Source organism: Pseudomonas hunanensis (assembly GCF_013393325.1).
Classification (GTDB): domain Bacteria; phylum Pseudomonadota; class Gammaproteobacteria; order Pseudomonadales; family Pseudomonadaceae; genus Aquipseudomonas; species Aquipseudomonas putida_P.
This window is the reverse complement of sequence record NZ_QJRC01000095.1, coordinates 899,797-912,008: the sequence shown is the minus strand read 5'-3', so window position 1 is coordinate 912,008 and position 12,212 is coordinate 899,797. Positions and strand designations below refer to the sequence as shown.

At 64.3% G+C, this 12,212-nt stretch carries 12 protein-coding genes; 3 read left to right on the top strand and 9 right to left on the bottom strand.

The genetic code is table 11. From position 1 onward, the window contains the following. Positions 1–23: 23 nt before the first annotated feature. The 3 genes from DM807_RS20940 to DM807_RS20930 are packed head-to-tail and all read right to left on the bottom strand — an operon-like array spanning position 24 to position 2,876. The gene (locus tag DM807_RS20940) at positions 24–344 is read right to left on the bottom strand and encodes an NIPSNAP family protein (RefSeq protein WP_012272840.1); all 321 of its coding nucleotides are present in this window, start codon (positions 342–344) and stop codon (positions 24–26) included. Next, the gene (locus DM807_RS20935; protein WP_179027846.1) at positions 329–2,062 is read right to left on the bottom strand and encodes an FAD-dependent oxidoreductase; all 1,734 of its coding nucleotides are present in this window, start codon (positions 2,060–2,062) and stop codon (positions 329–331) included. The genes DM807_RS20940 and DM807_RS20935 overlap by 16 nt, the downstream gene beginning before the upstream one ends. A gap of 4 nt (positions 2,063–2,066) precedes the next feature. Beyond that, the gene (locus DM807_RS20930) at positions 2,067–2,876 is read right to left on the bottom strand and encodes a shikimate dehydrogenase family protein (protein ID WP_012272838.1); all 810 of its coding nucleotides are present in this window, start codon (positions 2,874–2,876) and stop codon (positions 2,067–2,069) included. A 155-nt stretch (positions 2,877–3,031) separates the two neighbouring features. On the opposite strand from DM807_RS20930, the gene DM807_RS20925 reads away from it, so the two are divergent. Beyond that, on the top strand, positions 3,032–3,802 hold the full coding sequence (locus DM807_RS20925; RefSeq protein WP_012272837.1) for an IclR family transcriptional regulator: 771 nt from the start codon (positions 3,032–3,034) through the stop codon (positions 3,800–3,802). Positions 3,803–3,853: 51 nt separating this feature from the next. Here the strand turns inward: DM807_RS20925 and DM807_RS20920 are convergent, their stop codons facing one another. Then, positions 3,854–4,528, bottom strand: coding sequence for a GntR family transcriptional regulator (locus DM807_RS20920; RefSeq protein ID WP_012272836.1), 675 nt, complete (start codon positions 4,526–4,528; stop codon positions 3,854–3,856). 280 nt (positions 4,529–4,808) lie between these two features. Between DM807_RS20920 and DM807_RS20915 the strand changes: the two genes are divergently transcribed. Together DM807_RS20915 and DM807_RS20910 are read left to right on the top strand one after the other, a co-directional pair. Further along, positions 4,809–6,131: an MFS transporter gene (locus tag DM807_RS20915; protein WP_012272835.1), complete on the top strand. Its 1,323-nt coding sequence runs from the start codon at positions 4,809–4,811 to the stop codon at positions 6,129–6,131. A 13-nt stretch (positions 6,132–6,144) separates the two neighbouring features. Next, positions 6,145–6,885: an aldolase gene (locus tag DM807_RS20910; RefSeq protein WP_012272834.1), complete on the top strand. Its 741-nt coding sequence runs from the start codon at positions 6,145–6,147 to the stop codon at positions 6,883–6,885. A 56-nt stretch (positions 6,886–6,941) separates the two neighbouring features. Here the strand turns inward: DM807_RS20910 and DM807_RS20905 are convergent, their stop codons facing one another. The 5 genes from DM807_RS20905 to DM807_RS20885 all read right to left on the bottom strand — a co-directional run bounded on the left by DM807_RS20905 (position 6,942) and on the right by DM807_RS20885 (position 12,199). Next, positions 6,942–8,186, bottom strand: a complete 1,245-nt coding sequence (locus tag DM807_RS20905) for an OprD family porin (protein WP_012272833.1) — start codon at positions 8,184–8,186, stop codon at positions 6,942–6,944. A 194-nt stretch (positions 8,187–8,380) separates the two neighbouring features. Then, positions 8,381–9,424 carry a polyamine ABC transporter substrate-binding protein gene (locus DM807_RS20900; protein ID WP_012272832.1) on the bottom strand — a complete coding sequence of 348 codons (1,044 nt, stop codon included), beginning with the start codon at positions 9,422–9,424 and terminating at the stop codon, positions 8,381–8,383. Further along, positions 9,421–10,557: an NAD(P)/FAD-dependent oxidoreductase gene (locus tag DM807_RS20895; protein WP_012272831.1), complete on the bottom strand. Its 1,137-nt coding sequence runs from the start codon at positions 10,555–10,557 to the stop codon at positions 9,421–9,423. Before DM807_RS20895 ends, DM807_RS20900 begins: the two co-directional genes overlap by 4 nt. Beyond that, complete coding sequence (locus DM807_RS20890) at positions 10,554–11,912, bottom strand: FAD/NAD(P)-dependent oxidoreductase (protein WP_179027845.1); 1,359 nt, start codon at positions 11,910–11,912, stop codon at positions 10,554–10,556. Before DM807_RS20890 ends, DM807_RS20895 begins: the two co-directional genes overlap by 4 nt. Then, on the bottom strand, positions 11,909–12,199 hold the full coding sequence (locus DM807_RS20885; protein WP_012272829.1) for a (2Fe-2S)-binding protein: 291 nt from the start codon (positions 12,197–12,199) through the stop codon (positions 11,909–11,911). The genes DM807_RS20890 and DM807_RS20885 overlap by 4 nt, the downstream gene beginning before the upstream one ends. Positions 12,200–12,212 lie beyond the last annotated feature (13 nt).

The window sequence follows — 12,212 nt, the reverse complement described above, 5'->3', positions numbered from 1 at the left end:
CATGGGAAGAGGTGGCGTGCGGTTTATTGCAGCGGTGAGAAGCCGGTCGGCCGCAGCAGCCGCGATTGCAGGCGCTGTACCGCACCCAGCTCGCGGTTGCGCCGCGAGAACTCCGCCCAGCGCGGGTCTGCCGCCATGGCTGCGCGGCGAGCCATGCGCTCGTCGAGGCTGGCGTAGCCCCAGATGTGCACCACCTGGTTGACGTCGCCGAACTCACTGGTGAAAAAACCGACCAGGTTGCCCAGGTGTTCGCTTTGCACTTCCAGCGCATGGCTTTGGTACAGGGCCAGCCAGTCGGCCATTTTCAGTGGGTCGAGGGTGTAGGTTCTCAGTTCGTAGTACATGCTGGGGTCTCCGTGTGGGCAGTCGGCGCCTGCAGGCGCGCGGTGATGTGGTTGGCAGCGAGCCAGCCGAAGGTGAGGGCAGGGCCCAAGGTGATGCCGGGGCCGGGGTAGGTCCCCTTCATCAATGAGTTCATGTCGTTGCCGACCGCATACAGCCCGGTGATGGGCTGGCCGCTACGGTTCAACACGTTGGCATCGGCGTTGGTCACCAGGCCGCGGGCAGAGCCGAGGTCGCCGGTGTGGATGCGGATGGCGTAGAACGGCCCACTGCTCAATGGCGCCAGGCAGGGGTTGGGCGTGTGTTGCGGGTCGCCCATGTAGCGGTTGTAGCGGTTGCTGCCTTTGCCGAACTCGCGGTCGATGCCATTGCGGGCATCGGCATTGAACTGCTCGAGGGTTTGCGCAAACACCTGTGGGTCGACGCCAATGGCCTGGGCCAGGGCTTGTGGTGTTGCGGCCCGGTACAAGTAGCCGGCGTCGATCAACGCCTGGTTGTTCACCGGCTTTGGCCGCGCCAGACCCAGCCCGTAGCGATTCATCGCTTCGGCATCGCAGACCAGCCAGCAACTGGCAATGCCGTTGGCGAACATGGTCTGCACAAAATGGTGGTAGGAGTCGGATTCGTTGACGAAGCGCCGCCCGGCCGGGTCGACCGCAATCACGCCAGGTTTGGCGCGGTCGGTGACCAGGTGCGGGAAGCGTTCACGCTCACCCCCGGCGTGGCGCAGTTCGGAAACCGGCGCCCAGAAGAAGTTGGCCGCCAGGCCCTCGCCCTCGGCTGCTGCCACGGCCTGGCAAAGGCGCAGGGCGGCACCGTCGTTGGCCGGCGGTGACATGGTCAGGTGCGGCGCCTCTTGGGGCGGTCTGTAGTTGGCGGCCAGTGCGCCAGCAGCGAACCCGCCCATTGCGCTCACCACGCCCCCACGAGCAGATACCCGCACACGACGGCCCTCGCGCTGTACAACTACGCCAGTGACTACGCCGCGCTCGACGATCAACTCCACGGCTTCGCTGCGCAACCAAAGCTGCGTGCCGTTGGCAAAAGCGCTGGTGGCGAGGCGGGCGATCAATGCATTGCCGGTGGTAAGCCGCGTGCCACGCGGGTGCTGCAGGCGGTCCCGCGCGTAACGCGCCATCAGTTTCAGGCAGTGCCACAGCGACCTGGGCGAGCGGCGAATGCTCAGGAAATGCTGGATATCCACGCGGTTGACCATCATGCCGCCGAACAGCAGCATCCCGGGCGGGGGCATCTGCAGGTCCTTGAAGCGTGCGCCGAGGTGCTTGCCATCGTACTCGACCATTTCCAGCGCGCGACCGAACTGAGTGGCACCGGGGGCATCGGGGTAGTAGTCGGGCGAGTGTGGGCGCAGGGCATAGCGCAACTCGGTGTTCTGCTCCAGCCAGCGCAGCGCCTGGTGGCCATGCTCGATGAAGGCATCGCCCAAGGTGGCGTCATAGCCATCGCCAATGACCTGCTTAAGGTAGGTGCGCATGGCCTCGGGGGAGTCCTTGGCTCCGGCGGCGCGGGCTTGATCGGTGCCGTATAGCCACACCGCACCGCCAGATATCGCCGAGGTACCGCCAAAGTGCTCGGCCTTTTCCACCACCAGTACCTTCAGCCCACGGCGGGCCGCCGTGGCGGCAGCGGCAAAGCCACCGGCGCCGCTGCCCAGTACCACCAGGTCGAAGCGGTGTTGCGTCTCGTCAGTGGTCGCCATGGTTTCAGATCTCCAGCGGCGTTACGCCCATGAAGGCGCCAAGGTGGCCGAGTTGGGCGAAGGCCATTTCCGGGCCGGTCTGGATCGCGCAGCCTACTTGGCGTGCGCGGTTCAGCAACGGGGTGATCTCGGGCGAAGTGACCACGTCGGCGACCAGGGTGTCGGGCTGTAGAGTGGCCACTAGGGCGGCGGACAGTGGAAGTTCCGCACTGTTGCCCATGCCGACAGGCGAGGCGTTGGCCACCAGGTCGAAATCTTCCAGCCCACTGAACTGCGTGCTGATCGTAAGCCCGGGGAAGGCGCTGCCGAGCAATTCGCACACCGCACCCATGCGCGCTGTGCTGGGGTCGCTGAGGGTGATGCTGGCAATACCTGCCTCGCCCAGTGCATAGGCGATGGCACTGCCAACACCGCCGCAACCGATCACCAAGGCCCGCTTGCCCGCTGGCTCGAAACCATGCTTGCGCGCAGCGCCCAGGAAGCCTGCGCCGTCCACGTTGTCGCCCAGCAGGCGCCCGTCGCGCTCGCGACGTATCACATTGACCGAGCCCAGGGCCGCTGCGCGTTCGCTCAGGCCGTCCAGGCGGTTGGCCAGGGCCTGCTTGTACGGCACGGTGACCACACAGCCGCGCAGGTTCTGCCAGCCGCGCAGGGTGCCGGCAAAGCTGTCCAACGCTGCCTCATGCAGGTCGATGGGCAGCATGGCGAGGTTGCAATTGTTGTGGGTGAACCAAGTGTTGAAGTTTTCCGGGGACTTCACCTGGGCGATGGGCGAACCGACGATGGCGACCAGTTCAGTGGAACCACGAATCATGCTGACCTCCTTATTGGCGTTGTTATGGCGGCAAGGGTGGGCCAGAGGGGCGTGGGCAACAATGCGCTCATCGGGTGTTTAGTGCGATAATCGCAACCATGAGCCGGTTATCGCAGTAATCGGCTGTTTTTGTCCCCTGCTTGCGAGCCGAATGCATGAGCACACCCGCTATTCACCCCCGTGACCTGATCGCGGGCTTGCAGAAAGGCCTGGCGCTGATGCAACTGTTCAGTGCCGAGCAGCCACGCCTGAGCGTGCCCCAGGCGGCCAGGCTGTCCGGCCTTACGCCCAGCGCTGCACGGCGCTTTCTGCTGACCTTGGTACATGAAGGCTTTGCCGAAACGGACAGCCGTGAGTACTGGTTGACGCCCAAGGCCTTGCGCCTTGGCCAGGCGTATGTCGACTCGGCGCAACTGCCGCGCATGCTGCGGCCGATTGTGGAGCAGGTAGCGCGGCAGACGCAGGAGCATGTATCGGTGGGTACCCGCGATGGTGACGAGATCATCCACCTGGTGCGCAGCCGCTACAGCCATGTGGCGTCGTTGTCGATCAGGCCGGGCTCTCGGGTGCCGATGCATTGCACGGCCGGTGGGCGGGTTTGGCTGGCCTGGCTGGATGAGGCGGACCGGGATGAGTACTTCGTGCGTAACCCGCTGCGTGCGTTGACGCCTTACACGCAGACTGACCGGGCACAGCTGGAGGCTGCGTTGCAGCGGGTGAAGGCGCAGGGTTTCTGCATCGTTGATCAGGAATATGAAATCGGCATGCGGGTACTGGGTGTGCCGTTGCTGGACCGGGCCGGTCAGTTGAAGGCGACGCTGACCATCACGACCCATGCATCACGGCTTAGCGTGGATGAGGTACGGCTGCGCTACTTACCGGCACTGTACGAGGCGCAGGCGCTGCTTCGACCCGTGCTGGATTGAAATGGCCCGGCGGGGGCGTTTCATCGGCTTTTTACAGGGCTAACCCACCCATCAGGCGTTCCCCTGCACCCACTGCACCAGCCGTTCGCCATCGTAGGCATTGTGCTGCCAGGCCAGTTCGCCGGCAGTCTCGCTCTCGCCCTTGAGGATCGCCTGCACAAAGGCCTGATGCTGCTCCAGGATGGTCTCGGGGCTGGTATGCATCAGCAGGTTGGTGGTGTTGATGACCCAGCGCACTTGCTGCTGTACCAGTGCGTACTGGCGGATCAGACGCTGGTGGCCGGTACCTTCGATAATGGCCTGGTGCAGGGTGAAGTCGCATTGGTTGATGGCCTTGCGTGTCCCTTTGGCACAGGCCTTCTGCAGCGCCAGAAACGCCGCTTCGATCGCCTGCAGCACCTGCGCATCGCCTTGCTTGGCCACCAGTGTGGCGGCCAGCCGTTCCAGGCTGCCACGCAGCGTCCAGATTTCCCAGATGTCGTCGGCTGTCAGCTCAGCCACTTGCCAGCCCACATACGGCGTCTGCACCACGATCCCCTCTGTCGCCAACCGGTTCAGGCCGGTGCGCAAGGTGCCGCGGGCGATGCCCAACTGATCGGCAAGTGCCGTTTCGGTAATGCGCTCACCGGGCTTCAGATGCCCCGACAAGATCGATTCACGAAGGCTTTCGGTGGCTTGTTGTTCTGCAGAAAGCTTCGAAACCGGCCGAAGCTGGATGGATTTCATAGACACAGGTCCTGGTGGCGATACGCCCACATATAGCATTCGCCGCCGTTGGCTGTACACCCGGCCGCTCGCACGCGCGCACGGGTTGAGCAGAAACCTTTGGCACGCAGCAGCCAACCTGCTGAAATTACTACCGTTAGTTGTTGATTGTTGACAATCAGCAATGTTCGGCCTAGCGTTTCACCGAGCCAGGCCTGGCCAGCGAGACATAACAACAACGACAGCAGTACCTATTCATCAATGCCTACAACTAGAACAAACGTGCATACAAGGTGAAAACATGAAAGAGGCGATCCTTGATGGGGCAGAGCGTGCGCCGGCCCATCAACTCGATGCGATTTACCGCAAGATGTCACTGCGGCTGATTCCGTTTCTGTTCGTTTGCTATGTGCTGGCCTACTTCGCCAGGATCAACGTCAGCTTCGCCAAGCTGGACATGCTGGCTGACCTGCATATCTCCGAAACCGCCTACGGTCTGGGCGCGGGTATTTTCTTCCTGGGCTACCTGGTGTTCGCCGTGCCCAGCAACATGATGCTGGAGCGTGTCGGTGCGCGGCGCTGGATCGGTTTTATCATGGTGGCCTGGGGGTGTCTGACTTCGCTGATGATGTTCATCGAGCAGGCCAGCACCTTCTATGCCCTGCGTTTTCTGATTGGTGTGGCTGAAGCCGGGTTCTTTCCGGGCATCATCTTCTACTTCACGCGCTGGTTCCCCAGCGAGCGGCGCGGGCGGGTCATTGCCTTGTTCATGGCTGCTATTCCGCTATCGGGGATCATTGGAGGGCCGCTGTCGGGCTGGATCATGTCAGCCATGCGGCATGCACCCATGGGCGTGGCGAGCTGGCAATGGCTGTTTCTGTTGTATGGCCTGCCCACTGTCGTGGTCGGTCTGTTGGTCAAACGCTGCCTGCCAGACAGTTACCAGGACGCGAACTTCCTTAGCGCGGCAGAAAAGCGCTTGGTGGGGGACGAACTGACCAGGGATGCCATGCGTCGGCCGTCCAGCGCGCAGCGCAGGTCGCTGAGCAGCTTTCTGTTCTCACCGGTGATCTGGTATTTCAGCCTGGTGTACTTCCTGATCGAAATGGGCGAGTACGCCCTGGGTTTCTGGATGCCGACCATCATCCGCAACGCCGGCTTCGACGACTTGCAGTCGGTCGGCCTGCTGACGGCCATTCCTTACCTGGTCGCCAGCGGCGTGATGATCTACATCGGGCGTTCGGCCGACCTGCGCAACGAGCGCAAATGGCACCTGGCGATTCCACTGTTCATTGGCATGGTTGGCCTGATCATCGCTGCGCACTTCGCCCACAGTGGCGTGCTGGCCATGCTCGGGCTGACCTTGGCCACCTGCGGGGTGATGGCCTCCTTCCCGATCTTCTGGACCGTACCCACTGCGCTGTTGGGGGCCAATGCCGCCGCCGGTGTGGCGCTGATCAACTCGATCGGCAACCTGGCCGGCTTTTTCAGCCCGTTCCTGGTGGGCTGGACCGTGGACTTGACCCATAGCACCGACCTTTCGCTGTACGTGGTGGCGGGTTGTGCGTTCCTCGGCGCGGTGCTGTTCGTGCTCGTGCCTAACCGTTTCGGCAGCAGCCAATAAGGAGAAACGACCTATGCAAGCCGTTCAAAGCCTGGAGCAAGACCTGTACAACCAGCCTGAAGTCGTGCGGTTGCGCGAGCAACTGGCGCTGGCCCTGCGCGCCGCCGCCCACCATGGCCTTGCAGAAGGCGTGTGCAACCACTTCAGCGTGACTTTGCCGGGCCGGCCCGACCTGTTTCTGCTCAACCCGCGCGGCCTGATGTGGGAAGAAGTGCAGGCTGACGACATCGTCATGGTCGATGACTTCGGCAAGCGCCTTGCGGGGCGTCATGAAATCGAACCGACGGCGATGTTCATCCATGCCGCGATCCACCGTGTGGCGCGCAAAACCTGCGTACTGCACACGCACATGCCGCACGCCACTGCGCTAAGCCTGACCGAGGCGCGGGCCCTGGACACCACGCTGTCGCAGAATGCCATGCGTTTTCACGACCGCCTGGTAATCGACGACCAATACAACGGCTTTGCCCTAGACCATCGCGAAGGTGAGCGTATTGCCCAGGCCATGAATGGGGCAGACATCGTGTTCCTTGGCAACCACGGAGTGGTGGTGTGTGCCGAGCGCATCGATCATGCCTATGACGACCTGTATTACCTGGAGCGGGCGTGTGAGGCGGAAGTGCTGGCGCGCTCGACCGGCCTGAAGCTGAAACCGGCCGACCCGGGCATGGCGCGGAAGGTGGCGGAGCAGGTCGAAGGCGAGCGCTTGCAGTCCGAACTGTTCTTCCTGGCGCTGGGGCGCAAGCTCAAGTAACCCCGGTGCCCCTGTAGGTGCGGGTGAACCTGCGCCTACAGGGCCCTGTCAGGTGGTCAGAACAGGTTGAGCGGATACTCGGTGATTACCCGTACTTCATCGATCTGCCCGCCGCGGTCCGAGCTGCGGTAGCTGGCCTGGCGCACGCGAAACGACAGATCCTTGGCCACGCCAGCCTGTACCACGTAACGCAACTCGACATCGCGTTCCCAGGCCTTGCCATCCAGGTCGCCGCCACTGCCGTTCTTGAAGTCGGTGCCTTTCACGTAGCGGGTCATGAAGCTCAGCCCCGGTGCCCCGTAAGCGGCCAGGTTAAGGTCATAGCGGGCCTGCCAGGATTTCTCGTTCTCGTAGTCGAAGTCCGAGTACTGCACCGAGTTGGCGAAGTTGTACACGGCGTTGCCATCCGGCCCGTACACGTAGTCGCCGGTGCCGGACACCTTCTGGTAGGCGAGGGTGAAGGCATGCGCGCCCAGCGTCCAGGTGCCGCCCAGGCTCCAGATGCGGTTGTCCAGGTCGCCACTGCGGGCCTGACCGATGCTTTGCGTGTCGTAGGCGTTGAAATCCAGCTTCAGTGACTGGCTGGCGCCCAGCGGCAACAGGTAGCGGGTGTTCACGTAGTACTTGCGAAAGTGCTCGGCAGTCTTGGCGTAGTACAGGCTGCTGGAAAGCCGCTCATTGAAGCTGTAGACCCCACCAATGTAGTCGACTGCGGTCATGCGCCCGCTGTCGCGGGACGACTGGTTGCGGTTGGTCAGGCCGGTGAAGTGGCCCGCATCCAACTGCAGGTTGCGGATTTCCTTGCTGGTGAGCGAGAAACCGTCGACGGTCTCTGGCAGCAGGCGGCTGTCGGAGGTGGCCAGCACCGGCACCGCCATCACTTGTGTGCCGTATTTGAGTACGGTGTTGGACGCACGCACTTTCAGCGCCGCACCGGCCTTGCCGATGTCCTGCTTGGCGCCGTGGCTGTCTTGCTCTAGCAGACCAGTGCCGCCACCGGTGCGGCCATCGCCGGTGTCGAGCTTGAAGGCGTACTGGCCGATCAGGTCGATACCGAAACCCAGCGTGCCTTGAGTGAAGCCGGACTGAAAGGTGCCGATGAAACCCTGGGCCCATTCCTCGCCGTAGTTCTGCCGGGCGCCGCTGGCGCGGTTATCACGCTGCATGTACATGTTGCGTGCCTTGATCGACAGCTTGCTGCCTTCGATGAAGCCTGCCGATTCGGATTGCTCGCTGGCCTGCAACAAGGGGCTGGCGGATGCCAGCAAAAGGGCGGTGACACCGAGTGGGTTGATGCTCATTTCATGCTCCGATTGCTTGTTCTAGTTAAGTGGCAGCGTGATGCAAGGGGTGCCTGAGCCGTTTTTCGGGCGTGCAGAAGCCCTATCCGCGCCTTTGCAGGGCAGAGCGACTTTGCGGTTATTGGTGGCTCAAACGGGTGTTGCGCCCGCTGGCCGGCACCTGGGGGGCCGGCAGCGGGTCAGGGGGCCTCGGCCTATCGCTCGATCTGGCGATTCCAGCGGGCGTTCCATTCCGGGCGTTGGGTGTTGACCTGGTCCCAGTCGATGGTCACCGCCGTTTGCAGGTAGGTTTGCATGGCTTCGACCTGGCCACGGGTCTTGTCGCTGGTCGGGGTGTTGGGGTTGGACGGGATCTGGTCACCCAGCTCCAGCGCCGGTGCTTGCGCCTCGGGGCTGAGCAGGAACTCGGCAAGCTTTTGTGCAAGCTCGGGCTGGTCGTTGTTGGCGGTGACGCACTCGGCCTGGTTGAGCACCACGGCGCCTTCTTTCGGTGCGGCATACTCCACCGGGATGCCCTTGAGCTTCAGCGCGGTCACCTGGGTAGGGGTGAGCGGGAACAACGCGGCTTCGTCGGTTTGCACCATTTCCGACAGCTTGGCCGAGTTGGGGATGTACTCCAGCACGTTCGGGCCAACGTTTTTCTTCCACGCAGTGAAGCCTGGGTTGACGTCGGTATCGCTGCCGCCGTGCAAGCGGTTGTACATCAGGAAACCGTGCAGGCCAAAGGTGGACGAGGCCATCGACTGGAACACCACCTTGTCCTTGAAGCGCGGGTCGGCCAGGTCGTTCCACGAAGTGGGCGCTGCCCAGCCCTTGGCCTTGAACAGGCGGCTGTTGTAGGCAAGCCCGGTTACGCCCAGGCTGACGGCGGCGGCCTTGTCCTTGATCAGGGCCTTTTCCGGCAGTTGGGCCAGCGTCGGGTTGGGCTTGAGCGTGCTGCACAGGCCCATGCCGATGGCGCGGTACATGATGCCGTCATCCAGCACCATCACATGGATCGACGGCTTGTTCGGGGTGGCCTGGACCTTGGCCAGGATGTCGGCCGAAGTACCGGGGACGATCACCACTTTCACCCCGTTGGCCTTCTCGAACTGGGGCAGGATATTGTCGCTGAACAGCCGCTCCATGGTGCCGCCGTTCATGCCTAGGTACAGCGTGGGTTGAGCCATGGCGGGCAGGCAGGCGAACAGGCCGGGCACGGTGCAGAACAGGGCGAGCAAACGTTGCTTGTGCGTCATGACAGGTTTTCCTTGTAGTGGTGGTTGGGCTGAAAACGGTCGATGGAAAAGGCTGCCAGGCTGATTGCCGGCGCGCCATGGAGTACGCATTGCGCCAGGGCCTCGCCAGCTGCCGGGCCAATCTGGAAGCCGGCGCCGGCAAAGCCGAAGCCATGCAGCAGGCCAGGTTGCAGCAGGCTCGGGCCGAGCACCGGTTCGTCATCGGGCAGGTAGCCCTCGGTACCGCTCCAGGTGCGAATGGCCTGGGCGCCGGCCAATGCCGGGTACAGCTCGGTGGCGTTGCGCAGGATATCGAGTACGGCGGCTTGCCCAGGGCGCGCGGTGGTCGCGGTCAGGGCGAAGCCACGGCCACCGCCCAGCACGCAGTTGCCGCGTGCCACCTGACGGGCGTAGATGCCACCGCCTTCGACCCCGGTGCTGGCGGTCATGAACAGGGGGAGCGGCTCGGTGACCAGCATGGCCGGGTGGGCTGCGCTCAGCGGCACCGGCTCGCCGTATTGCTCGGCCAACTGCGCCGACCAGGCGCCAGCGCAGTTCAGCAGCCAGGGCGCCTTGAAGCACTGGCCTGAGCTGGTGCGCACAGTGAAGCGCTGGCCGTCGTGGTCCACTTCCAGCACCTTGCACTGCTCATGTACCTGGGCGCCGCTGTGCCGGGCGGCCTGGGCGAACGCGGGTGACACCAGGCGAGGGTTGGCGTGGCCATCCTCGGGGCAGTACGAGGCGCCAACGGCGATATCGCCCACCCAGGGGAAGCGCTGGCGCAGTTCGCGGCGCTCCAGCAATTGCAGGCGTAGGTCAAAGGCCTGGGTCCGCCGGGCATAGGCTTTCAAGGCGTCGAAGTCGGTTTCGCTGCGTGCCAGCTTCAGGTGGCCGCTGCGGGCGTATTCGCCATCGATGCCGATCCACTCGCGCAGTTGCCCCCAAATGGCGTGGGCACGCATCGACAACGGCAGTTGCGCCAACGAGCGGCCCTGGCGGCGTACACCGCCGTAGTTCACGCCGCTGGAATGCGAGCCACAGAAGTCGCGCTCCAGCAGCGCCACCTGCTGGCCACTGCGGGCCAGGGTCAAGGCGGCGCTGCTGCCGACGATGCCGCCGCCGACGATGATGGCATCCACTTCGATCAGCGTCATGGCTTGATCTCCAGGCCGAAGGGCAGGGGCTTGATCGGGGCCTGGCCGCGCAGGCGGCCGACCTGGTCAATGGGGCGACCGCTTTCGCAGGCGATCAGTTCGGCGGCGGCTGCGCCGCACACGCGGCCCTGGCAACGGCCCATGCCGACCCGGCACATGGCCTTCACCCGGTTTATTTCCCAGTGCCCGGCGCGCACGGCGGTGCGGATTTCGCCAGCGCTGATCTGCTCGCAGCGGCAAACCGTGAGCAGGTCCGGCGCTTGCCGGGCCCACTGCTGCGGGAATGGGAAGGCTTGTTCCAGGCCTTGGCGAAAGCGTTGCAGGGTGGCCAGGCGCTTTTCCAGCTGCTGCTGGCGTTGCGGGTTGCCAGGCTTGCCCAGGTCGGCCAGCAGTGTCAGGGCGGCCAGTTCCCCGGTCATTTCCGCGCCGTCGGCACCGAGGATGCCGGCGCCGTCGCCGGCCAGGTACACGCCTGGGCTGCTGGCGCGGCCTTGGGCATCACGTACCGGTAGCCAGGCGCGGTTGAGGGTATTCCAGGCAAACTGGCAGCCGAGCAGGTCGGCCAACTGGGTTTCACTGCGCAGGGCGTGGGCGAACGCCACGGCGTCGCAGGGCAGGCTGTGCTGCTGGCCATTTCGTGCCCAGCGCACACCGCTGGCACGGTGCTCGCCGTCGATACCCAGCAGCGTCACACCCTGATGCACCGGCACGCCCTTGGCGGCCAGCCAGGCGCGGTAGTACAGGCCCTTGGCGAAGGTGCCTGGCTGCAGCAGCAGGCGTGGCAGGGCGCGTACCTGGGCACTGAACGGCGATGTATCGAGCACGGCACTGACCGTGGCGCCGGCCTTGGCGTACTGGTAGGCCACCAGGTACAGCAGCGGCCCGCTGCCCGCCAGCACCACCCGCTCACCGATGGCGCAGCCCTGGAACTTCAGGGCAATCTGTGCGGCGCCCAGGGTGTACACCCCGGGCAAGGTCCAGCCGGGGATCGGCAACACGCGGTCGGTGGCGCCAGTGGCGACGATCACTCGGTCGAAGGCCAGCCGGTCGGCCAACTGGCCCTGCTGCAAGGTGTCCAGCACCTGCTGCTCGGCGTTCCACACCAGGGTTTCCGGACGGTAGTCGATCTGCCCGTGCAACTGCTCAAGTGTGTTGTGCAGGGCCTGCGCCTTACCGGCCTCGAAGCCATACAAGGCTTTGGCCGGGCGGAGAAAGTTGGCCGGCTGCTGGCGATAGATCTGCCCACCGCCACGGCTGGCTTCGTCCAGCAGCACTGGGTGTACGCCGTGGGCCACCAAGGTTTGCGCGGCGCGGATACCGGCAGGGCCGGCACCGATGATGACGATTGCACTCATGGTCGGCGCCCCGGATCACGGCTCACGCAGTGGCCTGGCTCAAGGAACGTCGAGCAGGCGCGCACCCGGCGGCCGTCCTGCAGGCGTACCCAGCAGTCCTGGCAGGCGCCCATCAGGCAGAACCCGGCGCGTGGCTCGGCGCTGAAGTCACTACCGCGCAGGTGCTCCGAATGGGTCAGGATGGCCGTCAGCAGGGTGTCGCCGTGCATGCCCTGGGCCGGCTGGCCGTCGAGCAGGAAGGGCACAGGCTCGCGGTCGTGTTCGGCCACGCGCTTGAACAGGGGCATAAGGGCATTCCTT